This is a genomic window from Anoxybacillus gonensis, from assembly GCF_001187595.1.
GTDB classification, from domain to species: domain Bacteria; phylum Bacillota; class Bacilli; order Bacillales; family Anoxybacillaceae; genus Anoxybacillus; species Anoxybacillus gonensis.
This window is the reverse complement of the sequence record NZ_CP012152.1, coordinates 2,310,128-2,333,842: the sequence shown is the minus strand read 5'-3', so window position 1 is coordinate 2,333,842 and position 23,715 is coordinate 2,310,128. Positions and strand designations below refer to the sequence as shown.

Here is a 23,715-nt window from a genome sequence, read left to right as displayed (position 1 = left end):
TGTTCACCTCTTTTGTGCGTTTTCGGCAAACGATGTATTCACTAAAATCGAGTGATCAATGTACGATGGCAATTCATTTGCTTCTTTCATGATGTTTTGAAGATGGTTCCATTCTTCTTCATCTAAAATAGGGTCAGTTGCGTAAGAGCCTTGGTTTTTATAGCGATCGACAACTTTTTCAATGAGAGCGATATCTGTATTTTCAAAGTACGGTTGAATGACTGTTGCGATTTCTTTAGCATCGTGTGTTTGCACCCATTGTTGTGCTTTATAAAGCGCGCGTGTAAATTTTTCAATGACATCTTTATTTTTCTCAATAAAACTTTGTTTTGCCATAAACGTTGTGTACGGGAGATGGCCGGATTCCGTTCCAAAGGAAGCAACAATATATCCTTTTCCTTCTTGTTCAAAAATGCTAGCAGTCGGTTCAAATAGTTGGACGAAATCGCCTGTTCCGCTTGCAAATGCATTGGCGATATTAGCAAACTCAATATTTTGAATGAGATTTAAGTCTTTATGTGGATCAATTCCATGCTGCTTTAGAACGTATTCTCCGACCATTTGCGGCATGCCGCCTTTTCTTTGACCTAAAAATGTACTTCCTTTCAATTGTTCCCATGTGAAGTTAGCGATCGGTTCACGCGAAACTAAAAATGTTCCATCTGTTTGTGTCAATTGCGCAAAGTTGATGACAGGATCAATGGCTCCTTGACTATACACATAAATAGACGTTTCCGAACCGACGAGCGCAATATCCGCTCCGTTCGATAAAAGCGTCGTCATCGTTTTATCGCCACCCCACGTCGTATTTAGTTCAATATGAAGCCCTTCTTCAGCAAAAAAGCCTTTTTCAATTGCGACGTATTGAGGTGCATAAAAAATAGAACGAGTCACTTCCGCAACGCGCAACGTTTTTACATCATTAGATGAGCATGCTGAAAGCAAAAACATAAAAGCAACGAGCAAAAACCCCCATTTTCGCATTTTTTTCCCCTCTTTCGTTTCGTTTGCTTTATCGTATGCGCCTAATCAAAATGTGTGAATGACCTAAAAAGAAAACCGCCGAGCACATCGCTCGACGGTTTAATTAATGGAGTGCAAAGCAATTAATTCATATGTAACGATCGTTGTTCCGTTTTCAAGGACGAGTTTTTTGACGACAGCTTGTCCTGTTGCTTCTCCGTGTTTTGTTCGTCTTACTTCTAACGGCACGTCAAGTGGATATAAGCGATAACCTTCTTTTTGTAATACAAATAAGTTGTGTTCAATTCGTTTTTCTTTTCCATTTGTGACGATCATCGTTTGTATCTCTAACGGCATCCCCATCTGTTTCACCCCAAATTGATTTGGTATGTTTACTTCCATTGAAACACATTTATCGCTATTGTACAACTGCATTCATATTGATACTAAATAATATAAATAAATAATATGATCAGGTAACAAATTTTATTGACAGGACAAGAATATAAATGATACGATGACAATAAGCTTTAAAGGGAAATGTTTGAATATTCATTTCTTTTTGAAGCGAAGTGTTTATGTATGAGGGGAGTTTTTTGTTACATGAAACAATTTCATTCATTCGGGTGGTACGCGGCTCGCATTGCCCCGTATTTGCCTGAGGAAGCGTTCCGTCCTGTTCCGTCTCGTCTGTTTGGAGGCCTTGCTTACATGCTCGTTTTAGTGAGCAGCATTGTAACGATTTCTTTATTTGACCTCCATTGGCTATGGAATGGATTGCTTTCGGTTGTTATTGGATGGTGTTTTGCTGGATTAGGGTTTTTAGGGCATGAAATTTTGCACGGGACGGTAGTCAAACGGGCGTGGCTTCGTGATTTATTAGGTGGCATCGCATTTTTACCGCTTTGCACAGGTCCGAAGTTATGGCGAAAGTGGCATAATGCGACACATCATGTGCATACACAACATGAGGAACTTGATCCCGATGCGTGGCCGACGATAAAACGTTTAGCTCAAAGTCGTTTTCTCCGTTGGATTTATCGCATTCCGTTTCCCATTCGTGCGGCTTTTTCGTTTTTGTCTTTAGCAGGGATGTTTACCGTTCATTCGCTTCATATGCTTCTTCATTTTTGGAAGGAGTTTGAAAAAGGGAGTCGTCGCGCAGTATTTTGGCAGTTTGTGTTGCCATGGTCGATATGGATTGGGTTATTGTTGATGATCGGAGTAGAAAAATGGCTCTTTGCATTCGTTTTTCCGTTGCTCATTGGGAATGCGATCGTTATGGGATATATTTCAACGAACCATCGTTTAAATCCGCTCGTTCCAGTTAACGATCCGCTAGCTAATAGCTTAACGGTCATCGTTCCAAAGTGGGTAGATGTGTTGCATTTCAACTTTTCACACCATACAGAACATCACTTATTCCCAGCGATGAGTTCAAAATATTACCCGCTCGTCAAACAATATATTAAACAACTATGGCCGGAACGGTATCATGAAATGCCGATGACAAAAGCGTTAATTGCGTTATGGAAAACGCCGCGGCTTTATCATGAACAAACAGAACTCATCGAACCGCGCGAAGGGTATGTGTACGGAACGCTCGGAAACGGACTAAATATAGATAATCTTTCGTACAAAACGAAAGAAAATAGTGTAGTCAAACAAAAGATGGTGAAACAAAAATAAGCGTCGCATACCGGCGCTTTTTGTTTTCAGCAAAAAAATAAAACGTGGCTAATGAGCCACGCTTTATTTCCTCCCTTGCAGCATAAGGGGAAGTTCTAAATGATGCTCGTGTAAAAACGGCTCGTTTGTTAATACAGCATCTGTTGGGCCGTCATATACGATCATCCCGTTTGCGAGTACAATCGTTCGCTCGCAACATTCGAGTACAAAATCGAGATCGTGTGTTGTTATCATTTTTGTATGTGGCAACGATTGCACGAGATGAATGAGCGTTCGTCGTGCTCTCGGATCTAACGCTGCTGTCGGTTCGTCCATGAGCAATATGTTTGGTTCCATCGCAAGTACAGTTGCTAAGGTGACGAGCCGTTTTTCTCCTTCTGATAAACGATAAGGTGGACGATCTTTTACATGTATTGCACCGACAAGCGTTAAAGCGTTTATTACTCGTTGCTCCACTTCATTTTCGTTCATTCCTTTATTTCGAAGCGCAAATGCGACATCGTCGTAAACGGTCGGCATAAATAATTGATCGTCTGCTTGTTGAAATGTAAAGCCAACGATGCGACGAATATGTTGTAACGTTTGTTTCGACATGGGCATATTGTCGATGACGATACGTCCACGTTGTGGCATGTACAATCCGACGAGCAGTTTTAATAACGTTGATTTTCCTGCACCGTTTGCTCCAATGATGCCGATGCATTCTCCTTGTTGAACGGAAAAAGAAACATCACGAATGGCTTCGTGACCATCTGGGTATATGTAACAAATATTCGATACGTTTATCATCATATGACCACCAAACGATAAACGATGAACAATCCAATAGTGACATATGTGTAAATCATTTCTTTCATTGTCCATCGTTTTATTTTTATATGCATACGTTGAATAGAAAACCCGCGCAACGTCATCGCTTCATACACGCGCTCGGCACGTTCAAATGTTCGCAACAACAAATGTCCAACGAGCGATCCCCAAACGGATAATTGGATGGCGCGATGGTTCGGTGCGCGCAACATATATGCTTGACGCAGTCGTTTTGCTTCTTCTAAAAATAAAAAAATATATCGATATGTCAAAAGCAATTGTATAACGAGCAGACGAGGAATGCGCAACGAAAGGAGCGCACCTGCAAGTTGCTCGATCGGTGTCGTCAAAAACAACACCGTTGCTGCAAGAACAGCAAGTATATTTTTTGCAAACAAAGTGGCAAATACGAGCCACCGCGCTTCGATACGCCAATGAAAAAATGATATATGTTCATGAATAAAAAACAACTGCGAAGCCCCTATCACTGTAATAAACGGTAAAGAGGCGAGCAGTATGCTTTTGATATGACGAATAGAAAGACGATGCACCACGATCATGGCAATTGGATAAAGCGATAAAGGGATGAGTTCAATAAATGCATATGTGTGAAATGAAGCAACGACAAGAATGTATGTAAACGTTATAATGAGCATGCTTAACGGATGAACATCGTGTCGTTGCTCTTTCATATTTGACATATGTATCACGTTTCTTTTCTCCATTTTTTCATCATGTATGGTATAAGCATTGCGATCGCAACAACGAATACACCGATAATGCCAGAAACGCTTGTCCCGACGTCTAGCCAGCCGATTGATGCGCCTCCGCTTCTCAAATTATAATCAGGTAATAAAGCGAGCGATTGTTGGAGACGTTCCAGCGCGTGATGCAGTGCCGTTGTTGTATGCAGCTCCTCTGTGCCTGCTGTGCGTAAAATAGACCATTCTAATCCATCTGGTTTTGACGAAGCGACCGATGAAAATATGCCACCGATGAGAAGCGCGAGTAAGCCGAGTGTCCCGATGAGACGATTCGTCGGTGTATTTGCCGGTGTTGAGAGCTCTGGTTTTGTTTTCATCACAAATGAAACGACAGCCGCGGTAGCCATTCCTTCCACAATGCCAATCGCCAAATGAACAGGTTGCATAAATAAGGTGAACGTCGTAAACGGTAATTCGACTTTTCCGGATAACAACGTTTGAACGACAACGCTAAATGCGCCGAGTTGTAATCCAACGACCGCTGCAATGATGGAAGCGAGCCATATGTTTGTTCGGCGAATGAGTCGCTTATATAACGGATATGCGATAAAACATGTATAAAAGCCGAGATTGAATACGTTGCATCCGAACGCTAACAGTCCGCCATCTGCAAAAAAGAGCGCTTGAATAAATAAAACAACGGCTAACGTTAAAAAAGCTGCATAAGGACCTAGCAAAGCGGCAAGTAACAATCCGCCACCTAAATGTCCGCTTGATCCTGTACCAGGAATCGCAAAGTTAATCATTTGCGCTGCAAATACAAATGCTCCAAGCACTCCCATCAGCGGCAGTTTTTTTTCGTCTGCTTCTATGTTTAATTTTTTTAATGAGTAGCTTGCTACACCTGCTGTAGCCCCCCACATCGCAATTCCTACCGCAGGTGAAATAAGCGCATCTGCCATATGCATAAAAATATCCCCCCTTATATTTTATTATAGGAGAGACGTGTCATGGAAAGCTATTTCATTTTTTCTCTAAGTTTGCTTATTATATAATTTTTCGTTTTTTTGTCATACATGCCATTTTTATTTCCACCTGAAAACATAAGGTTCACTCGTTTCACGGCATCTAACGTTTTTTGGCCGAATACTCCGTCTTCTGCTCCGCATTTAAAATTGATCATATTTAGCGCTTGTTGTAAGATGCGAACGTCTTCACCACGATCGCCATATTGCAATACTTTATTCGGAAGCTTACTTATCAGTTGTTCAATTGGATTTTGTTGCTTCGGTGTTTGATTGGATGGTTGTGATGGGGCCTTCACTTCTTCTTTTTTTATTAGTTTTTCAATGATTATTTGTTGCCCAGGCTGTAATGCTCTTGGATCAACATGTGGGTTTAGGCGTAATAACGTTTTGACACTTACTCCTGTTTTTTGACTAATTGTCCATAGCGTATCTCCTCGTTCGACGGTATACAGTTTGACTTCTTCTTTCATTTCGATGTTTTCTTTTTCTGTTAATACTTGCGCATAGTTAAAACAAGGGCATTGTTTCCATTCGTATCCTTTTAGCTCGTTATGTCCTTTCACGTCTTTATAGTTCGGCAAGATGTTTACCAGCTTTTTGTATAACGTTCTCAATGATTGTTTTTGTTCATTCGTCGGTTGTTGTGTGCGAAAATCGCCTGTTAAACAAACGCCGATGCAATAAGTGTTATGGTTGCCGACATGGTAGCTAATCGTTTCTAAGTCGTTGCAAAAATGAATCGTTCCGTCTTGTTCAATGACAAAATGGTATCCGATCCCGGGCCATCCTTTGCTTACATGATAATTGGCAAACGCAAATGCGGAGCCTGTTTTCGTCAAGCTATGATGAATAATGATGTGCGTTTTTTGTTCAAGTGTTGTTTTTTTATACGATTGTCCAGAGCGAGTAGGGAGAAGGTGGCGTATATCTTTTAATTGAGGAATCGCAAATAGTTGATTCATCTTTAACCTCCTTTTCTTTGTTTCTATGTACTACTATATGTTTCAGTGAATGGAATGGTTTGTACGAACATATGAAAAATGGGTCATCACCAAAAGATGTACTTGAAGATGTACTTGCCCCTGCCATTAAAGTATGTTAGCTGTTTCTAACCAACCCCACAATGCAAAACGTTGGATATTTCTGTATCCGTATCCTCGACGTTTAATCAGCTTGATCTTGTTATTCGTTCCCTACATTTTCCCATTCGAATAAGGCGATAACATGCACGATATGATTTCGTCTGTTCGTTTGACGAGTGATTTTGCAATGGCACGCACAACCGAACAAGGACAAAACGAATACCGATGCATCCAAGCCTCCAAACGTCGTTTCGTCTGTTGTTCGTCTTTGCTTTTGGACACATAGCGAAAATGTTGAAACGATCGGTAGACAGACTTTAAGTCATCACTTTCCTTACACCATTCTCGTACAATTTGACGTTCTTCCTCCATCAGCTTCTCTGGACATTGGCTCAATAAACGACAAACGTAACGAACATTTTCGCGTTTGTAGCCCCATTTGTCTACATATTTGCGACAACGCTCTAAAGCATCTGTAAACAGCTGAATGACATGGAAATAATCGACCACGTGTGTCGCCTCTGGGCAAACCCCTTGAATGGATTTTTTCATCGCTGGAGTTAAATCGCTCACGACAAACTGAACAGAACAAGACACATGAGCCAACGCACGGCCAATGGCTTCCTCGTTCTTTCCTGCTTCAATAGCATGCACTTCTCCCGTTTCGGCATCCATGATTGCCACTCCGTAGTCATGTCCTTTTCGAAAAGCGAACTCATCGACACAAACCGCCTTTGGTTGGATGTCATTTGATAGGAAGGATGGGGCATGGATATAAAACCAACGTTCTACCGTTGTGTAAGGAAGCTTGAGCATACAAGCCACTGCCTAAATGATGTTCCGATGCAAGATTGCGAAAAGCATCCGTCGCCACACTTCGAGGAGAGATGGCTGGATAAGACGTGCTGAATGTCATGCCACACGCACCACAACGTCTGCGCTCGACAGGAAGTTCAATCCAAAAAATTCCGATTCTCTGAGCATAGCCATGCATCTATTGCTTCTTTTTGCATGTCATTTTGATCGTGCGCTTCAAGCCGAGCATTGTTCGGGCAGAGAAAGTTCGAAAATCCAACGTTCTTCTTCTTTTCGTACCTTTTGAATCAAAACATCTGGTAAATCGATGAGTTCTTTGATAAACGGAGAGTACATGCGAATTTTCCTCCAGTGGTTTGGTTTGGTCACCTTTACCATACAGGAAAATTCGCATTTTTTGTACCCTCTATTTTCTCTATGCACACCGATCTTAAATGATCAAGTACAACTTGTGGTGAAGAGCCTAAATTTCCCCTTTATAATAACAAATTTAATATAAAAAATATTGACATATAAATTGAAATAAAGGTTTTTTCATGTTTCACGGCGAATAAATAATAAAAGAGAAAATAGGGGAACGGAGAGAAAATACGACGCTGAATCACAAAGATGAGATCGAAAAATTGTCCACTGCCATGAAAGAAGCAAAAAGTAAACGAGCATATGAACGCTACCAAGCGATTTATCTTCATTTGCAGGGATACGCAAAAGAAGAAATCGCAACGATTATCGGTCGATCCAAAAAAACCGTTTATAACTATATCTATGCCTACACTCAGAGGGGTCTTCACGGGCTAGAGATGAAATATTCACCCGGTGCTCCACGTCGATTGACCTCTGAACAGGAAAAAGAGCTTGCTTTGATCATTGAACATCAGCTCCCCGTAGATGTGGGATTCGAAGTGAAATATAACTGGACGCTTGCGATCATCACTGAACTCATTCAGCAAAAGTGGGGACCAACGTACACGCTTCGTGGAACAAGTGAAATGCTGCATCAGTTAGGGCTAAGCTATACGAAACCGACCTATACACTAGCCAATGCCGATGAAGGGAAACAAAAAGAATTTATCGAAATCACCTTCCCAGAAGTAAAAAAAAACTGGTAGATGGGAAAATCGCCCATGTCCTCTTTCAAGATGAATCGATGATTCGTGATTACCAAGCCATTCAAAAAACATGGTTTGTCAAAGGAAAACACGAATCATTCCGACGTTTGGAAAACATCAAGGGCTGAAGTTGATTGGCACATTGAACTACGAAACAGGAGAGGTATTTTGCATCGAAGAAGAACGTTATGACGCAGAAACATTTCTTCGATTTCTTGAACTTGTGTTAGAACATTATCCTACAGGTAAAGTGGTGATGATGTTAGATAACGCTCGAATTCACCATGCCAAACTTATTCAGCCGTTTTTAAAAGAACACGAAGATCGATTAGAGCTCGTCTTTTTGCCGCCATATAGTCCACAGTTGAATTTGATTGAAGGGCTATGGAAATGGCTAAAATCGGACGTCATCTATAACGTGTTCTATTCGAGTGTGCAAGAAATTAGAAAGAATGTCCAAGCATTTATTCAGAGAATCAACCAAAAACTAGAACAAACGATCGATCGTTTGTGTGTTCAGTTGTAAATCTTTAATTCAACTTATATGTAACTATTCACCCCCGTGCTAGTGTGTAAAAAGCCCAGCACAAATAGGGCATTTCTGTCATAGAAAATGCCCTACGTAGCGGAAAGAACACGATCTATCGTTTCACCTGTCAACAGAAGACACAACGAGTCCCACACGTTTTTTTCGTGCTTTGTGAGTGTGGAAACGATGCTTCTTGCGATGCAAAACGACTGCGCGAACGTTTCCTGACGAAACGTCCCTGAGATGTTCTCTTTGACTTTGACCATGCGAAGATCTCGTTCGGCTTGGTTGTTGTCAAAGGGAACGTGAGCTTCACGCAAAAAGCGCAGCGCTTCTTCCTTCCGTTTTTGAAGTCGCCGAACGAAGGAGAGCACTTTTTTTGGCAACGGTGTCATCCCTTCCAACCGGTGTTGCGCTTTCGCGAGTATGCGATCATACACGCGCTCCCAACGTTTCGCTTCTTCTTCAGGAAGAAAGCCACTATGTTGTTCGACCACTTGTTTGGCGGATAATAGAAACGCGATCATCCGTTTTGCCCATGTATGCCCTTGTTCGATGAACCCTTTCAAGTCACGTAAATGATGGGCATGACAAAGGGCATGCGTGGCTTCGGTGTATCTGGGATACGTACCGAATGCATCATGCATCATCGTTCCTTTATATTGTGGAAGAATCCCGATCTCATCCGTTGCTTTCTTTCCACGAGAAGCGTGAAAAGCCAAGTACGTATATGTCGACGTACATGCGACATGCACCCATGCGAGTTTACCATTGATGCGCAAACTCGTTTCATCGACATGCAAGATGTTAGAGTCAAGTAAGGCGTCTTCGATCATGTCCATATTGGATTCCAGCGCTTCGCGTCCTCGTTTCACCATATTGGCAAGGGTTCCTGTACTAACCGAGTGTTGATATAACGCTTCGATTGTATCACTTAAACGCTTGTAAGGGATCAATTGGATATGATGCAAATAAACAACGAGCGCAGTAAGACGTGGACCGTATTGCACATGATTCGTGACATGTGGTGGAAACTCCGCTTGTTGCACGCATCGACAATGCGGACATGATTTCACTTCACGCTCATGTTGTGTCACTTCAATCGACACGGGAGGCAGATCAAACACTTGACGGACATCGACTTTGAACGGTTTTACGTCACGCAAAGAAGCCCCACATCCTTGACACGTATGGACGCGATGGACGACACGATAGTGTGGATGTTCCACTTGACGGATTGTCGTTCCCTCATGTCCCTCTTGCCCACCAGGCTTTTTGCCAGACGGTTCACGAGAGGAGCGCTTTTTCTCGAAACGGTCAGAAGATGGGGGCAGATGGCTATTCGAGCTGTTTTTTTTCGTGCGTGCTTCCAGCTCTTGAACGCGATATGTCAGTTGTTCATTTTCTTTACGTAGCTGTTTGTTTTCTTGACGCAAATGTTCATTTTCTTGAATGAGTTGATGAATGAGCTGTTTTTGTTGTTGGACTTTGCCCATTAAGCTCTCAACTGTAAATACAGCTTGTTGTACCGTCAACATGCGATTCACCTCCTTGTCTATCAATATTCACATCATAGACAAGGAAAGAAAAAAATATTCAGCTCACTTTATGATGTGGCTGAATAGTTACACTTATATACTTCCCTTAAGTTTTTCATTAGGAGTGAAATCATGTTCAATCCAGAACTTTATTTTTATTACATTTTGTTAATTACTCTTTTAATTTTTACTTATTTATTCTATAGAAGAACAAAAAATTTATCTAAAACACTCCTTATGACAATTACTGCACTTTTTTTCGTATCCATAGTTTGCAGTATTAGTTTAGCACTTAATTATTATCAATCACTGAAACCGAATACAGAAGGTATTGGAATTTCAAATGTGATCGCATATTGGCTACTAGGGGAGGATGCTTGGGCACCAGTATGGACTATTCAGTTATTCAAAAAGGCTTACTCTATTTCCTTATGGATTACACTTATTTTATTTGTTTTCCTCATAATTCTTTTATTCATGAAAAGGAAAGAAAGTGAATGAAAGACATGAACTAAAATATTTGGATACCAAAAATTTAAATATAAGGTAACATAAAGAATTATATAAAAAACACCTGTGAGCGACTTTTTTAAGGAAATTAAAGTGGATTATAGGTTAGGATTACACACCCTTCAAGTTTAGTGGTTAAGCGTCGCTGTATCCATACACCATGTTTGTGATCATTAGCCGAAGAAAAAGAATACCACATGTTTTAGGCATGCCAAATAACCCTCTCAAAGAGGGTTATTTGGCACTTTTAGTGCGCTCGGCATGGGTGCAATCTCTAGGGTGAAAGTCCCGAACTGCGAAGGTAGCAGTAGCAGTTAGCTTAACGCAAGGGTGTCCGTGGTGACGCGGAATCTGAAGGAAGCGGGCGGCAAACTTCCGGTCTGAGGAACACGAACTTCATATAAGGCTGTTGGGTATCATTGGATGAGTTTTCCAAACAAAACAAAGCCCTTTCTGCCGAAGGTGATACAGAGTAAATGAAGCAGATAGATGGAAGGAAAGATTGTACTCTTACCCGAGGAGGTCTGATGGATACGTGAAGTACGCTTCATAACCTACTTCGTGATAAGTAGCTGAACCATCAGAAGTCAGCAGAGGTCGTCGTACGAATCGGTCTAGAACGATTCGGAAGAACCGAACAGTCAAGAGAAAATAGCCTTTGGCTTCAGTCCGTCATGATGAACACAGAAAACGAAGTGCCTCCCAAGAGAAAGGAAACGGTGAATCCCGTGGGGGATCTCTTGGAGGGTGGAGTGACGACTGGCATAAGAAGATCAGCTATTTACGGAAGGAAGAAGAACGATGCTCTTAAATCAAAAAAATTTCTTGCGTCACTGATCTTGATTGAACCGCCGTATACGGAACCGTACGTACGGTGGTGTGAGAGGACGGAGGTTAATCACCTCCTCCTACTCGATTGCGATCGGTCCACCGAATTGTTCAATGCGTGGATCAACGTTTGTGAATTTTTTAAAGTTTTCACGAAACTTCGCCGCAAGTTCTTTTGCTTTTTGGTCATATGCTTCTTGATCTGCCCATGTGCTTTTTGGCAGCAATACTTCGTCCGGTACACCTGGGACGTGAAGCGGAATATGCAGACCGAAAATCGGGTCTTGAACGGTTTCTACGTTGTTTAATTCGCCTTCTAACGCCGCTTTCACCATCGCACGCGTATAAGATAGCTTCATTCGTTCACCAACACCGTATCCGCCTCCCGTCCAACCGGTGTTGACTAAAAATACTTGAACGCCGTGAGCGTCAATTTTTTGCCCGAGCATATCTGCATAGCGCGTTGCAGGAAGCGGTAAAAACGGTGATCCAAAGCATGTCGAAAACGTTGCTTCAGGTGCGGTAATTCCGCGTTCTGTTCCCGCTAACTTGCTTGTATAGCCGCTTAAGAAATGATACATCGCTTGTTCTTTCGTTAATTTGCTAATTGGAGGCAATACACCAAACGCATCAGCTGTTAAAAAGACGATCGTATGCGGATGACCTGCAATGCTCGGTTGAACGATATTATCCATTGCTTCAAGCGGATATGCTGCGCGCGTATTTTCCGTCAACGTCGCATCGTCATAGTTTGGTATGCGTGTGTCTGGATCAATCATGACGTTTTCTAATACGGAACCGAAGCGAATCGCATCGAAAATTTGCGGTTCTTTTTCGCGTGATAAGTTAATGCATTTCGCATAACATCCGCCTTCAATGTTGAACACGCCGTTATTTGACCAACCGTGCTCGTCATCGCCAATTAAGCGACGGTTTGGATCGGCAGAAAGCGTTGTTTTCCCTGTACCCGATAAACCGAAAAAGAGCGCGACATCTCCTTCTTGACCTACGTTTGCTGAGCAGTGCATTGGGAAAATTCCTTGTTCTGGCAACAAAAAGTTCATCACAGAGAAAATCGATTTTTTCATTTCCCCTGCATATTCTGTTCCACCAATCAGCACGGTACGACGTTCAAATGAGATGATAATAAACGTTTCTGAACGCGTGCCGTCAACAGCTGGATCTGCTTTAAATGTCGGTGCAGAAATGACCGTAAATTGTGGTTCATGCGTTTGTAATTCTTCTGTTGTTGGGCGAATGAACAATTGATGGGCAAATAAGTTATGCCAAGCAAATTCATTGACAACTTGAATTGGCAAGCGATAAGCTGGATCCGCGCCTGCAAAGCCGTTGAATACAAATATTTCTTCTTTCGTCATTAAATAATCGATCACTTTGTTGTACAGTTTATCAAATACTTCTTCAGAAATTGGTTGATTGACAGTTCCCCAATCAATTTTATGTTTCACAGATGGTTCTTCCACAATATATTTATCTTTTGGAGAACGACCTGTATATTTTCCAGTTGTTGCACAAACTGCACCTGACGAAGTGAGGACACCTTCTTTGCGAGTTAATACTTTTTCTACTAATCGCGGTACAGATAAGTTATGAAAAACCCCATCCCTTTGTAAGAGTGTTGATAATTTGTTTGTCAGTTCAATGGAATTCATTGGACAAAACCTACCTTTGTTTGATTTATCTTTATGTAAAAAGTATAACACATTTTGATAAATAGTCCATACTAATTCGTGTATTTTTCTTGAATTTATTTTCGAGACTATGACAGGAGAAAAAACGTTGACTTGCTCTGTACCGATGTGATATGATGCTGAAATGAACGGATACTCTTATCCCGAGTTGGTGGAGGGAGACAGGCCCGATGAAACCCAGCAACCGTCACATACGTGAAAAGGTGCTAACCTGTGGCAAGGGAACGCCCTTGAACGATAAGAGTGAAAGGCGCAGACAAATGCAAAAACCTTTCCTCTGAGGGAAAGGTTTTTTTCACGATAGACCATAATAAGAGGGATGAGTACCGTATCATTTGTCACTATACTGAGGAGGAATGTTTGAATGCCTAAACGTCGTCTGTTTACATCTGAATCTGTAACGGAAGGGCATCCGGATAAAATTTGTGACCAAATTTCCGATGCGATTTTAGATGCGATTTTAGCGAATGATCCGAATGCGCGTGTGGCGTGCGAAACGAGTGTAACAACAGGACTTGTGTTAGTGAGTGGAGAAATTACAACATCTACATATGTAGATATTCCGAAAATTGTTCGTGAAACAATTCGTGAAATTGGCTATACGCGCGCAAAATATGGCTTTGATGCAGATACGTGCGCAGTATTGACGTCAATTGATGAACAGTCGCCAGATATCGCGATGGGTGTTGACAAAGCGTTAGAAGCTCGCGAAGGACAAATGACAGATGAAGAAATCGAAGCGATCGGTGCAGGTGACCAAGGATTAATGTTTGGCTTCGCGTGCAACGAAACGAAAGAACTTATGCCGCTACCAATTTCTCTTGCACATAAACTTGCACGCCGTTTAGCAGAAGTGCGTAAAGAAGACATTTTACCGTACTTACGTCCAGACGGAAAAACGCAAGTGACTGTGGAGTACGATGAAAACGGCAAACCTGTACGTATCGATACGATCGTTGTTTCTACACAACATCATCCAGAAATTACACAAGATCAAATTGTGCGCAACATTAAAGAACATGTCATTAAACCTGTCGTTCCGGCAGAATTGATCGATGAAAACACAAAATATTTTATCAACCCAACAGGACGTTTCGTCATCGGTGGTCCACAAGGTGACGCAGGGTTGACAGGACGTAAAATTATCGTTGACACATACGGTGGTTATGCACGTCACGGCGGCGGGGCATTCTCAGGAAAAGATCCAACGAAAGTAGACCGCTCAGCAGCGTATGCGGCACGTTACGTAGCGAAAAACATTGTTGCAGCGGGTCTTGCCGATAAATGCGAAGTGCAGTTAGCGTATGCGATCGGTGTTGCAAAACCTGTATCGATTTCAATTGATACGTTCGGCACGGGCAAAGTATCTGAAGATGTATTAATTGAAGTGGTGCGCAACAACTTTGATCTTCGCCCAGCAGGCATTATTAAAATGCTTGATCTTCGTCGCCCGATTTACAAACAGACAGCTGCTTACGGTCACTTTGGCCGCACAGATATTGATCTTCCTTGGGAACGTACAGATAAAGCAGAAGTGTTAAAACAACAAGCGTTACAGTTGGCGAAGTAAGGAAAAAAGGGAGAGTTACAAGATGTAGCTCTCCTTTCTTGTTTTTTAAGTAAGAACAGAAAATGAAGCGATGCCAACTAATGTACCGAGCATACAGCCAGCAAGCACATCAGATGGATAATGAAGTCCTAAATAAATGCGCGAAATCGCGACGCTACACGCGATGGGCAAGAGCCAAATCGTTAATACCGGAGCGTATAGTAAAAATGGAATGATGACAGAAAATATTGCGGTTGTATGTCCGGATGGAAATGAATGATCAGTTAACGGATTTTTTGTTACTTTCGTGTTATGAAGTGAAATATATGGTCGTTTGCGTGGGTACATTTTTTTCATCATTGCGACAGGAATATGACTAAGTGCCAATGCGACCGCGCTCGCGATAGCAGCATCCTGCCATTCGTCACGTAGCAACCAAATGGCTAGCAATACGGTTGTAATCGAGCATGTCGCTCCTCCAATGTGCGTAATCGAGCGAAAATACGCGTTAAGCCACTTCCGATCAAAATAACGATTAATGCTGTAAAACAACTTGCACTCCCAATCGTACCATTTTCGCAACATAAGCAAATCCCCCTGAATTTATGATAAAATATATATGTTAAGTCAATAATAAAACAATGTAAAAATACCACGCCTATTTATTGCGTGGTTTGTTTAATTGAAGCGACTTATAATATTGTCCTTTTTCGACATATTCGCGGCGAATTCGTGCCATTTCACGCTCATCTTCTTCGGTTAATTCTCGAATTACTTTTGCGGGGCGTCCGAACGCAAGTGTGCGAGGAGGGATTTTCTTTCCTTGAGGCACAAGACTGCCGGCACCGATAAAAGCCCCTTCGCCAATTTCAGCACCGTCTAAAACGATAGAACCCATACCGACGAGAGCCTCTTTTCTTACGATCGCACTATGTAAAATAACTTGATGGCCGACGGTCACATCATCTTCAATGATCAGTGGATTGTTTGGGCTTTGGTGAAGGACACAATTGTCTTGAATGTTTACACGGTTGCCGATGATCGTTGGTGCGACATCTCCGCGAATGACGGTGTTAAACCAAATGCTCGTTTCCTCTCCAATCGTTACATCACCTGTAATGGTGACGTAATCGGCGATGAAAGCGGAAGACGCAATGTTTGGTGTATGTTCTTTATATGGATAAATCATTTGGCTCGTCCCTTTCGTTTCATTTTGTTATATTTAGTGTACAAATTTTTCGTCTATTCGTAAATATAAAGGAGGGATGTTTATGTGGAAATGGGAAGGAGAAAACGCAAAAGGCACAATTGTCATCGTTCACGGTGCTGCCGAACATCACGGTCGGTATAAATGGCTCATTGAAATGTTTCGTATGCACGGTTTTCATGTCGTTGCAGGAGATTTACCAGGACAAGGAACGACATCGCGTAGCCGACGAGGGCATATTGATTCATTTGACGAATATATAGAAGCGGTCGCGAGTTGGGTGCATGAAGCAAGCGTGTATGAACAGCCTATTTTTTTACTCGGTCATAGCATGGGAGGACTTGTCGTCATTCGCACATTGCAAGAAAAGCGACTGCCTGTTCGCGGTGTCATTTTATCGTCCCCGTGTTTAGGGCTCGTTCATTATCCGTCGAAAGCACTTGAGGTCGCTTCACGCATTTTAAATGTCATTCATCCGAAAAAGCGATTTCCATCAGGATTAACGGTAGAGATGGCGACCCGGAATGAAGAAGTGCGAGAGATGGACAAAAACGATTCATTATATGTGACGAAAGTATCTGTTCGTTGGTATCGCGAGTTAGTCAAAGCCATTCGCATCGCTCATGAAAAAATTGAACACTTACCAGATGTTCCGATGCTCGTTATGCAGGCGGGGGATGACAAAATTGTTGATAAAAGTGCAGTGAAATCATGGTTTGATCAGTTGATGGTTAGTGAAAAAGTGTATAAAGAGTGGCCAAAACTATATCATGAAATTTTTAACGAACTTGAGCGAGAACAAGTATTTTTATATGCCCATACGTTTTTAACGTTGCAATTGCAAAGAGGTGAGCTTATTGAGCGTTCCAACAAATCCTTTTAGTTTAATGCGGGCTGTATATCGTCGCGTTTTTCCGATCGTTCATCGCGAATTAGCCATTTGGAAAAAAAGAGCGGAGGCGATTCCGAACGAGGAATTGCGCAAACAAGCGTTAGCAAGCATCGCAACAAAAACGTTTCATTGTGAAGGAGGAGCGATTTTGTCGTTGCTTGCTGGAAAAGAGATGGAGCGATGCATTCGTTTTATCGTTGCTTATCAAACGATTAGCGATTACTTAGATAATTTATGCGATCGAAGCACGTCACTTGATCCGACCGATTTTCGTGCGCTGCACGAGTCAATGATGCATGCGTTAACGGTCGGGGCAAAAAAAGAGGCATATTACCGCTATCGTACGGAACAAGATGATGGTGGTTATTTGCATGCCCTTGTCGACACGTGTCAAGAGACATTAGCAGAAGTTCGGCATTATCATATCATTGCCCCGTTTTTACATGAACTTGCATCATATTATTGCGACTTACAAGTACATAAACATGTGAAGAAGGAAGAACGGATTCCGCGTCTGAAGCAATGGTTCTCCCAACATGAAGCGTCGTTGCCGAAAATGGAATGGTATGAATTTTCCGCTTGTTCCGGATCAACGCTCGGTATTTTTTGTTTAGTCGCTTACGCTTGTACCGATTCTTTTGATCAACGTCTTGCTGAACGGGTACGAAACAGCTATTTCCCATACGTGCAAGGGCTGCACATTTTACTTGATTATTTGATTGATCAAGAAGAAGATCGACAAGGTGGAGATTTAAATTTTTGTTTTTATTATCCAAATGAAGAAACGCTATTCGCTCGTTTATGTCATTTCGTTGAAGAAGCAGATCGGCATATCGCGCAGTTGCCGCATCGCGAATTTCATCGCTTTATTCATCGGGGGTTGCTTGGGCTATATTTATCGGATGAAAAGGTGCACGAGCAAAACGCCATTCGTAAGTTGGCGAAACAATTGTTGCGCTCAGGTGGTATAACATCTCATTTCTTTTATTGGAACGGACGAATGTATCGAAAATGGCAAAAATGGATGTATGCGTGAGGAAAACAGGTGTATAATGGAAGAAAAGAAGAGAGGGATGAATATGTCGTTACCTCGCTTTTCACACGTCACGTATGAACAATATTTAATTATGCGTCAACATAGTGATGAAAGATTAGAATATATTGATGGCGTCGTTTATATGACACCTTCACCTAGCATCCAGCATCAACTCGTATCAAGCAATCTTCATACAATATTCGGGAGTTATTTGAAAGGAAAGACATGTAAAGTATTTGCCGCTCCCACAGACATTGAGCTAGTGAGTGAAACATGTTCTGAAAGAAAGCTCGTCATTCCTGATTTAAGCATTATTTGTGATCAAACCGGATTTACAGACACAAAATATGTCGGTGTTCCAACGTTAATTGTTGAAATACTCAGTCCTTCGAATCAAGCGCACGATTTAGTGACGAAGTTTAATTTATATATGAAATATGGTGTAAAAGAATATTGGATTGTTAATCCGATGAAACAAGCCGTGACCGTTTATGTATTAAATGAAGATAGGCTATACGAGCAGGCGGATATTAAAGTAAGTGTTGGAACTGTTCAATCTGCTTGCTTTCCAGGTTTGTTTGTTCATTTAGAAGACATATTTCACTAACAAAGCAAAAGTAGCGATAGGGAAGACCGATCGCTACTTTTTATCTTTTCTCGATGGCAACGATAAACGGCGGATGATTGATTTGATTCATAAATTCGTATCGAATGACGTGTGCGCGTTGTTGGTCGATCGTTGAAACGTATTGTAAAAGGGCATCGCGCTCAATCGCTCCTTCAGGATGACCGTGGTAAATAACGAGGACAATGATCCCTTCAGGAGCCATGATTTCAAGCAATTGCTCAATGGCGGCAATTGTTGAGTTTGGTTTTGTTACAATTTGTTTATCCCCTCCAGGCAAATAACCGAGGTTAAACATCGCGCCAGTTATGCGTCCTTTATATTGTGGAGGGATGTGAACGAGCAGCTCTGCGTGGCTTGCTTGCACGAGCGTGACCCGTTCTTCCATATGGTGTTCACGCAATCGTTTTGTTGTATTTTCGATGGCTTGTGCTTGAATGTCGAAACCGAACACATGTCCAGTCTCTCCGACACGTTCAGCCAAATAAAGCGTATCATGGCCGTTGCCAACCGTTGCATCGACGACGACATCTCCTTCTTTCACAGCGGAGTCGATGAGCGAACGAGCAAACGGCAAAATGCGCATCAGCTTCATCGCCTGTCTTCCTTTCGCACATATTTTTTTCCTTGATAACTATTGCGGCGCTCTAATTCGGCATCAATCGCGTTTAACACTTCCCATTTATTGACGCTCCACATTGGACCGATCATTAAATCGATTGGACCGTCTCCTGTAATGCGATGAACGATCATTTCTGGCGGCAATACTTCTAATTGATCACAAACGAGTTGAACATATTCATCGAACGTTAAAAATTGAAGCATTCCTTTTTCGTATTGTTTCACCATTGGTGTTCCTTTTAGCAAATGAAGCAAATGAATTTTAATGCCTTGCACATCTAAATGGGCGACCGTTTTTGCGGTTTCCATCATCATGTCGTACGTTTCAAGAGGCAATCCGTTAATAATATGGGCACAAACGCGAATGCCATGTTTGCGTAGCTTCTCTACACCTTCTACATAGCATGAAAAGTCATGCGCGCGGTTAATTAAGGTAGCTGTTTGTTCATGAACCGTTTGCAAACCAAGCTCGACCCATAAATACGTTCGTTCGTTCAATTCCGCTAAATAGTCAACGACGTCATCCGGTAAGCAATCAGGGCGTGTAGCGATCGATAAACCGACGACACCGTCTAAATGTAATACCGTTTCGTATTTTTCACGCAACACGTCAACGGGTGCATGTGTATTTGTAAACGCTTGAAAATAGGCGATATACTTCCCATCTTTCCATTTTGTATGCATTTTTTCTTTAATCGTATGAAATTGGGTGACTAAATCGTCTGTTCGTCTGCCAGCAAAATCACCAGAACCGGCTGCGCTACAAAATGTGCATCCACCATATGCGACTGTACCGTCGCGATTTGGACAATCGAATCCTGCATCAAGCGATACTTTAAAAACTTTTTCACCGAACGTTTGGCGTAAATGATAATTCCATGTATGGTATCGTTTCTTGTCTTTCGTATATGGAAAAGGATTCATGTTCATCACCTCGCATCATTTTAGCATTGTAGCACGATTTAAGCAGGAAACTCAATGGCGCTGTGATAAATGACAAGAAAATGTACAAACTATAAAGCGATACGGAAGAAAGGAAGGGATGCGTATGGCGACAAGACAGTCGATGGACGAGTTTTTGCAACATTGTGAAGATGTGCTTCGCTATGCAAAAGAACAATATACAGAAGCGAGCAAGCTTGAACATTATAACGATACAGAATATGTAAAAGCTCAGCAAATGCTTGAACATGCGGTGACCGATTTGGCGCATTTTTCGTTAAGCTGTAACGCCCAACAGCGCGAACAATTACACCGCATGCGTCTGCAGCTTGAACAATTACAAAACGATATGATTTTACTTCGTCATTAGGAGGAAACAGATGAAAAAACGTTCGAAACAAAACAATCCAGAACAAAAAACGTTGCATGCGAAAGATTTCGGTGATCCGATAAAAGAAGTGAAACAAAGGAATGCAAAAAAAGGACAAGAAGCAAAGGCGGAATATCATAACGAAACATAATTGCCCCACTCGGAGATGCTCCGAGTGGATTTTGTTCGGCTTGCTTCATCTAATTAGACACATATCAAATGAAGGGAGAATCCGAGCGCGGTATTTATGAATTAAATCCCGAAGAAATGTGGGCGAAGATCGAGGAATAGGTTTGTACAATAAACATTTTTTCAGAGTGTTTCTTTTTTAACATCATATATGTATCTTACATATGATTCACTAACAATACGTGAATACACTTGCAACGAGGGCATAAATTTTTTAAAATAATGTGTATAATGAAATAATGGAAAATGACGGTGAAAAGGAGTAGTAGTAAACAAATGGTCGGCAGAGAGTTGACGGACGGTGCGAGTCAACCGAAGTTTGTTTACGAACTCGCCTTGGAGTTGCGTGTGCGAATGAAGTAGCATGCGCCGTGAATCTGCGTTAATGATGAAAGTGAGTGCACGGTTCGTGCGCTAACAAGGGTGGTACCGCGGGAGAATCCTCTCGTCCCTTTTTGGGATGGGAGGTTTTTTGTTTTTCATTTTTGTTTAAAATGGATAAAAAGGAGGTTTGTCACGTGAGTTTTAATCATCGTGAAATCGAGAAAAAATGGCAAAAGTATTGGGAAGAAAATAAAACGTTCAAAACGACGGAAGATGACGGAAAGCGGAAGTTTTATGCACTCGACATGTTCCCGTATCCATCCGGCGCAGGATTGCATGTCGGTCATCCAGAAGGATATACAGCGACGGACATTTTAGCGCGTATGAAGCGCATGCAAGGATATAACGTATTGCATCCAATGGGGTGGGATGCGTTCGGATTGCCTGCCGAGCAATATGCGCTAGATACAGGAAATGACCCGGCTGAATTTACAGAAAAAAACATTAACAACTTCCGCCGCCAAATTAAATCATTAGGTTTTTCATATGACTGGGATCGTGAAGTGAATACGACCGATCCGAACTATTATAAATGGACGCAATGGATTTTCTTAAAGTTATATGAAAAAGGATTAGCGTATATGGATGAAGTGCCGGTGAACTGGTGCCCAGCGCTAGGAACGGTATTGGCGAACGAAGAAGTGATCGATGGAAAAAGTGAGCGCGGGGGACATCCGGTCATTCGTAAGCCGATGAAACAATGGATGCTTCGCATTACAGCATATGCGGATCGTTTGCTTGAAGATTTAGAAGAACTTGATTGGCCAGAAAGCATTAAAGAAATGCAACGCAACTGGATCGGTCGTTCAGAAGGAGCAAACATTCATTTCCAAGTCGATGGGCATAATGAAACGTTTACGGTGTTTACAACGCGTCCAGACACGTTATTCGGTGCCACTTATGCGGTGTTAGCACCTGAACATCCGCTCGTTGAAAAAATTACAACACCAGAACAAAAAGAAGCTGTTGATGCTTATTTAAAACAAATTCAAAGTAAAAGCGACCTCGAACGGACCGATTTAGCGAAAGAAAAAACGGGTGTATTTACGGGGGCGTATGCAATCAATCCAGCGAACGGTGAGAAATTGCCGATTTGGATCGCCGATTACGTGTTAATGAGCTACGGCACAGGGGCAATTATGGCTGTTCCAGCACATGATGAGCGCGATTATGAATTTGCGAAAAAATTTCATTTGCCAATCAAAGAAGTTGTTGCTGGTGGAGACATTTCAAAAGAGGCCTATACTGGAGACGGCGAACATGTAAACTCTGATTTCTTAAACGGCTTGAATAAAGAAGAAGCAACGAAAAAAATGATTGAATGGCTAGAGGCAAACGGAAAAGGGGAGAAGAAAGTATCGTATCGCCTTCGCGATTGGTTATTTAGCCGTCAACGTTATTGGGGAGAGCCGATTCCGATCATCCATTGGGAAGATGGAACGATGACGCCAGTGCCAGAAGAAGAGTTGCCGCTTGTGTTGCCGAAAACAGATGAAATTAAACCATCAGGAACAGGAGAATCACCGCTTGCGAACATTGAAGAATGGGTGAACGTCGTTGACCCGAAAACAGGCAAAAAAGGACGTCGTGAAACGAATACGATGCCGCAATGGGCAGGAAGTTGTTGGTACTATTTGCGTTACATCGATCCACATAACGATAAGCAATTAGCTGATCCTGAAAAGCTTGAAAAATGGTTGCCGGTCGACATTTACATTGGCGGGGCAGAACATGCGGTGTTGCACTTATTGTATGCACGTTTTTGGCATAAATTTTTATACGATATCGGCGTTGTGCCAACGAAAGAACCGTTCCAAAAGCTATTTAACCAAGGAATGATTCTTGGAGAAAACAATGAGAAAATGAGTAAGTCGAAAGGAAATGTTGTGAATCCGGACGATATTGTGGAAAGTCACGGAGCGGACACGTTGCGTTTATACGAAATGTTTATGGGTCCTTTAGAAGCGTCGATCGCGTGGTCGACAAAAGGTCTTGACGGTGCACGTCGCTTCTTAGATCGCGTATGGCGTCTATTTGTTGAAGAAGACGGCCAATTAAATCCGAAAATCGTTGACAATCCAGAGACAGATACGCTTGAACGTGTATATCATCAAACGGTGAAAAAAGTAACAGAAGATTACGAGGCGCTTCGTTTCAATACAGCAATTTCACAATTAATGGTGTTTATTAACGAAGCATATAAAGCGCCTGTATTACCGAAAGTGTATATGGAAGGATTCGTGAAGTTATTGTCGCCAGTTTGTCCTCATATTGCTGAGGAATTATGGGAGAAACTCGGACATAACAATACGATTGCATACGAAGCTTGGCCAGCATACGATGAAGCGAAATTAGTTGAAGATGAAGTTGAAATCGTCATTCAAGTAAACGGAAAAGTGCGTGCGAAACTACACGTTCCTGCTGATGCAACAAAAGAACAGCTCGAGCAATTGGCGATGGAAGACGAAAAAATTAAAGAACAAATTGAAGGGAAAACCGTACGTAAAGTGATCGCTGTCCCAGGAAAATTAGTAAACATTGTTGCAAATTAATCGCAAACAAGCCTCTCACATATGCGGTGA

21 protein-coding genes, 2 pseudogenes, 1 riboswitch and 1 other annotated feature are annotated in these 23,715 nt (G+C 41.9%); of the genes and pseudogenes, 10 read left to right on the top strand and 13 right to left on the bottom strand.

The annotated features are described in order from the left end of the window. Positions 1 to 3 precede the first annotated feature (3 nt). Positions 4 to 984, bottom strand: coding sequence for an ABC transporter substrate-binding protein (locus tag AFK25_RS12135; protein WP_035063836.1), 981 nt, complete (start codon positions 982 to 984; stop codon positions 4 to 6). A 99-nt stretch (positions 985 to 1,083) separates the two neighbouring features. Beyond that, on the bottom strand, positions 1,084 to 1,326 hold the full coding sequence (locus tag AFK25_RS12130; protein WP_019417381.1) for a DUF2584 domain-containing protein: 243 nt from the start codon (positions 1,324 to 1,326) through the stop codon (positions 1,084 to 1,086). Between the two features lie 240 nt (positions 1,327 to 1,566). Here AFK25_RS12130 and desB point away from each other — a divergent pair, with 240 nt between their 5' ends. Next, positions 1,567 to 2,652, top strand: a complete 1,086-nt coding sequence (gene desB, locus AFK25_RS12125; protein WP_026011608.1) for a Delta(10) desaturase DesB — start codon at positions 1,567 to 1,569, stop codon at positions 2,650 to 2,652. Between the two features lie 63 nt (positions 2,653 to 2,715). On the opposite strand, the gene AFK25_RS12120 is transcribed toward desB, so the two are convergent. The 5 genes and pseudogenes from AFK25_RS12120 to AFK25_RS12100 all read right to left on the bottom strand — a co-directional run bounded on the left by AFK25_RS12120 (position 2,716) and on the right by AFK25_RS12100 (position 7,428). Then, positions 2,716 to 3,444, bottom strand: a complete 729-nt coding sequence (locus AFK25_RS12120) for an energy-coupling factor ABC transporter ATP-binding protein (protein WP_240483357.1) — start codon at positions 3,442 to 3,444, stop codon at positions 2,716 to 2,718. Beyond that, positions 3,441 to 4,163: an energy-coupling factor transporter transmembrane component T family protein gene (locus tag AFK25_RS12115; RefSeq protein ID WP_240483358.1), complete on the bottom strand. Its 723-nt coding sequence runs from the start codon at positions 4,161 to 4,163 to the stop codon at positions 3,441 to 3,443. Before AFK25_RS12115 ends, AFK25_RS12120 begins: the two co-directional genes overlap by 4 nt. 5 nt (positions 4,164 to 4,168) lie before the next feature. After that, positions 4,169 to 5,134, bottom strand: coding sequence for an energy-coupling factor ABC transporter permease (locus AFK25_RS12110; protein ID WP_035063829.1), 966 nt, complete (start codon positions 5,132 to 5,134; stop codon positions 4,169 to 4,171). Positions 5,135 to 5,184: 50 nt separating this feature from the next. After that, positions 5,185 to 6,156: an N-acetylmuramoyl-L-alanine amidase gene (locus AFK25_RS12105; RefSeq protein ID WP_035063827.1), complete on the bottom strand. Its 972-nt coding sequence runs from the start codon at positions 6,154 to 6,156 to the stop codon at positions 5,185 to 5,187. Between the two features lie 126 nt (positions 6,157 to 6,282). Then, a pseudogene (locus tag AFK25_RS12100) lies at positions 6,283 to 7,428 on the bottom strand (ISL3 family transposase). Positions 7,429 to 7,727: 299 nt separating this feature from the next. On the opposite strand from AFK25_RS12100, the pseudogene AFK25_RS14880 reads away from it, so the two are divergent. Continuing rightward, positions 7,728 to 8,727, top strand: a pseudogene (locus AFK25_RS14880) (IS630 family transposase). 92 nt (positions 8,728 to 8,819) lie between these two features. Here AFK25_RS14880 and tnpC read toward each other — a convergent pair. Beyond that, the gene (tnpC, locus tag AFK25_RS12085; RefSeq protein ID WP_049720900.1) at positions 8,820 to 10,268 is read right to left on the bottom strand and encodes an IS66 family transposase; all 1,449 of its coding nucleotides are present in this window, start codon (positions 10,266 to 10,268) and stop codon (positions 8,820 to 8,822) included. Between the two features lie 132 nt (positions 10,269 to 10,400). Here tnpC and AFK25_RS12080 point away from each other — a divergent pair, with 132 nt between their 5' ends. Continuing rightward, positions 10,401 to 10,769 (top strand): hypothetical protein, encoded by a 369-nt coding sequence (locus AFK25_RS12080; protein ID WP_009361607.1) that lies wholly within the window; start codon positions 10,401 to 10,403, stop codon positions 10,767 to 10,769. 917 nt (positions 10,770 to 11,686) lie between these two features. Here AFK25_RS12080 and pckA read toward each other — a convergent pair. Beyond that, positions 11,687 to 13,279, bottom strand: a complete 1,593-nt coding sequence (gene pckA, locus AFK25_RS12075) for a phosphoenolpyruvate carboxykinase (ATP) (protein ID WP_035065271.1) — start codon at positions 13,277 to 13,279, stop codon at positions 11,687 to 11,689. Between the two features lie 174 nt (positions 13,280 to 13,453). Beyond that, positions 13,454 to 13,562, top strand: a riboswitch (SAM riboswitch). 120 nt (positions 13,563 to 13,682) lie between these two features. Between pckA and metK the strand changes: the two genes are divergently transcribed. After that, positions 13,683 to 14,888: a methionine adenosyltransferase gene (gene metK / locus AFK25_RS12070; protein WP_009361605.1), complete on the top strand. Its 1,206-nt coding sequence runs from the start codon at positions 13,683 to 13,685 to the stop codon at positions 14,886 to 14,888. Between the two features lie 45 nt (positions 14,889 to 14,933). Here the strand turns inward: metK and AFK25_RS12065 are convergent, their stop codons facing one another. Continuing rightward, the gene (locus AFK25_RS12065) at positions 14,934 to 15,452 is read right to left on the bottom strand and encodes a phosphatase PAP2 family protein (RefSeq protein ID WP_035065275.1); all 519 of its coding nucleotides are present in this window, start codon (positions 15,450 to 15,452) and stop codon (positions 14,934 to 14,936) included. Between the two features lie 73 nt (positions 15,453 to 15,525). Continuing rightward, positions 15,526 to 16,056 (bottom strand): gamma carbonic anhydrase, encoded by a 531-nt coding sequence (locus tag AFK25_RS12060; RefSeq protein WP_009361603.1) that lies wholly within the window; start codon positions 16,054 to 16,056, stop codon positions 15,526 to 15,528. Positions 16,057 to 16,138: 82 nt separating this feature from the next. Here AFK25_RS12060 and AFK25_RS12055 point away from each other — a divergent pair, with 82 nt between their 5' ends. The 3 genes from AFK25_RS12055 to AFK25_RS12045 are packed head-to-tail and all read left to right on the top strand — an operon-like array spanning position 16,139 to position 18,609. Continuing rightward, positions 16,139 to 16,957, top strand: coding sequence for an alpha/beta hydrolase (locus AFK25_RS12055; protein ID WP_009361602.1), 819 nt, complete (start codon positions 16,139 to 16,141; stop codon positions 16,955 to 16,957). After that, on the top strand, positions 16,932 to 18,002 hold the full coding sequence (locus AFK25_RS12050) for a tetraprenyl-beta-curcumene synthase family protein (protein WP_035065278.1): 1,071 nt from the start codon (positions 16,932 to 16,934) through the stop codon (positions 18,000 to 18,002). The genes AFK25_RS12055 and AFK25_RS12050 overlap by 26 nt, the downstream gene beginning before the upstream one ends. Before the next feature lie 43 nt (positions 18,003 to 18,045). Further along, entirely contained in the window at positions 18,046 to 18,609 is a 564-nt protein-coding gene (locus AFK25_RS12045; RefSeq protein WP_035065280.1) for a Uma2 family endonuclease, read from the top strand. Positions 18,610 to 18,649: 40 nt separating this feature from the next. On the opposite strand, the gene mnmM is transcribed toward AFK25_RS12045, so the two are convergent. Continuing rightward, positions 18,650 to 19,222 carry a tRNA 5-(aminomethyl)-2-thiouridylate-methyltransferase MnmM gene (mnmM, locus tag AFK25_RS12040; protein WP_035065283.1) on the bottom strand — a complete coding sequence of 191 codons (573 nt, stop codon included), beginning with the start codon at positions 19,220 to 19,222 and terminating at the stop codon, positions 18,650 to 18,652. Next, positions 19,219 to 20,172, bottom strand: coding sequence for a tRNA modification radical SAM protein MnmL/YtqA (gene mnmL / locus AFK25_RS12035; RefSeq protein WP_035065286.1), 954 nt, complete (start codon positions 20,170 to 20,172; stop codon positions 19,219 to 19,221). The genes mnmM and mnmL overlap by 4 nt, the downstream gene beginning before the upstream one ends. Positions 20,173 to 20,296: 124 nt before the next feature. Here mnmL and AFK25_RS12030 point away from each other — a divergent pair, with 124 nt between their 5' ends. The 3 genes from AFK25_RS12030 to leuS all read left to right on the top strand — a co-directional run bounded on the left by AFK25_RS12030 (position 20,297) and on the right by leuS (position 23,685). Continuing rightward, positions 20,297 to 20,560 carry a YtzC family protein gene (locus AFK25_RS12030; RefSeq protein WP_003397789.1) on the top strand — a complete coding sequence of 88 codons (264 nt, stop codon included), beginning with the start codon at positions 20,297 to 20,299 and terminating at the stop codon, positions 20,558 to 20,560. Between the two features lie 10 nt (positions 20,561 to 20,570). Then, positions 20,571 to 20,711 (top strand): hypothetical protein, encoded by a 141-nt coding sequence (locus AFK25_RS15135; RefSeq protein ID WP_009361597.1) that lies wholly within the window; start codon positions 20,571 to 20,573, stop codon positions 20,709 to 20,711. A gap of 281 nt (positions 20,712 to 20,992) precedes the next feature. After that, positions 20,993 to 21,205, top strand: a binding site (T-box leader). A 62-nt stretch (positions 21,206 to 21,267) separates the two neighbouring features. Further along, complete coding sequence (leuS, locus tag AFK25_RS12025) at positions 21,268 to 23,685, top strand: leucine--tRNA ligase (protein ID WP_009361595.1); 2,418 nt, start codon at positions 21,268 to 21,270, stop codon at positions 23,683 to 23,685. Positions 23,686 to 23,715: the final 30 nt, after the last annotated feature.

Excerpts from the sequence above, each read along its gene's own strand:
- AFK25_RS12065 (WP_035065275.1), bottom strand. The coding sequence starts at position 15,452 with ATGTTGCGAAAATGGTACGATTGGGAGTGCAAGTTGTTTTACAGCATT.
- AFK25_RS12080 (WP_009361607.1), top strand. The coding sequence starts at position 10,401 with ATGTTCAATCCAGAACTTTATTTTTATTACATTTTGTTAATTACTCTT.
- AFK25_RS12120 (WP_240483357.1), bottom strand. The coding sequence starts at position 3,444 with ATGATGATAAACGTATCGAATATTTGTTACATATACCCAGATGGTCAC.
- pckA (WP_035065271.1), bottom strand. The coding sequence starts at position 13,279 with ATGAATTCCATTGAACTGACAAACAAATTATCAACACTCTTACAAAGG.
- AFK25_RS12060 (WP_009361603.1), bottom strand. The coding sequence starts at position 16,056 with ATGATTTATCCATATAAAGAACATACACCAAACATTGCGTCTTCCGCT.
- AFK25_RS12055 (WP_009361602.1), top strand. The coding sequence starts at position 16,139 with ATGTGGAAATGGGAAGGAGAAAACGCAAAAGGCACAATTGTCATCGTT.
- tnpC (WP_049720900.1), bottom strand. The coding sequence starts at position 10,268 with ATGTTGACGGTACAACAAGCTGTATTTACAGTTGAGAGCTTAATGGGC.
- mnmL (WP_035065286.1), bottom strand. The coding sequence starts at position 20,172 with ATGAATCCTTTTCCATATACGAAAGACAAGAAACGATACCATACATGG.
- desB (WP_026011608.1), top strand. The coding sequence starts at position 1,567 with ATGAAACAATTTCATTCATTCGGGTGGTACGCGGCTCGCATTGCCCCG.
- AFK25_RS12115 (WP_240483358.1), bottom strand. The coding sequence starts at position 4,163 with ATGTCAAATATGAAAGAGCAACGACACGATGTTCATCCGTTAAGCATG.
- AFK25_RS15135 (WP_009361597.1), top strand. The coding sequence starts at position 20,571 with ATGAAAAAACGTTCGAAACAAAACAATCCAGAACAAAAAACGTTGCAT.
- AFK25_RS12030 (WP_003397789.1), top strand. The coding sequence starts at position 20,297 with ATGGCGACAAGACAGTCGATGGACGAGTTTTTGCAACATTGTGAAGAT.
- AFK25_RS12130 (WP_019417381.1), bottom strand. The coding sequence starts at position 1,326 with ATGGGGATGCCGTTAGAGATACAAACGATGATCGTCACAAATGGAAAA.
- AFK25_RS12110 (WP_035063829.1), bottom strand. The coding sequence starts at position 5,134 with ATGCATATGGCAGATGCGCTTATTTCACCTGCGGTAGGAATTGCGATG.
- metK (WP_009361605.1), top strand. The coding sequence starts at position 13,683 with ATGCCTAAACGTCGTCTGTTTACATCTGAATCTGTAACGGAAGGGCAT.
- AFK25_RS12105 (WP_035063827.1), bottom strand. The coding sequence starts at position 6,156 with ATGAATCAACTATTTGCGATTCCTCAATTAAAAGATATACGCCACCTT.
- AFK25_RS12045 (WP_035065280.1), top strand. The coding sequence starts at position 18,046 with ATGTCGTTACCTCGCTTTTCACACGTCACGTATGAACAATATTTAATT.
- AFK25_RS12135 (WP_035063836.1), bottom strand. The coding sequence starts at position 984 with ATGCGAAAATGGGGGTTTTTGCTCGTTGCTTTTATGTTTTTGCTTTCA.
- mnmM (WP_035065283.1), bottom strand. The coding sequence starts at position 19,222 with ATGAAGCTGATGCGCATTTTGCCGTTTGCTCGTTCGCTCATCGACTCC.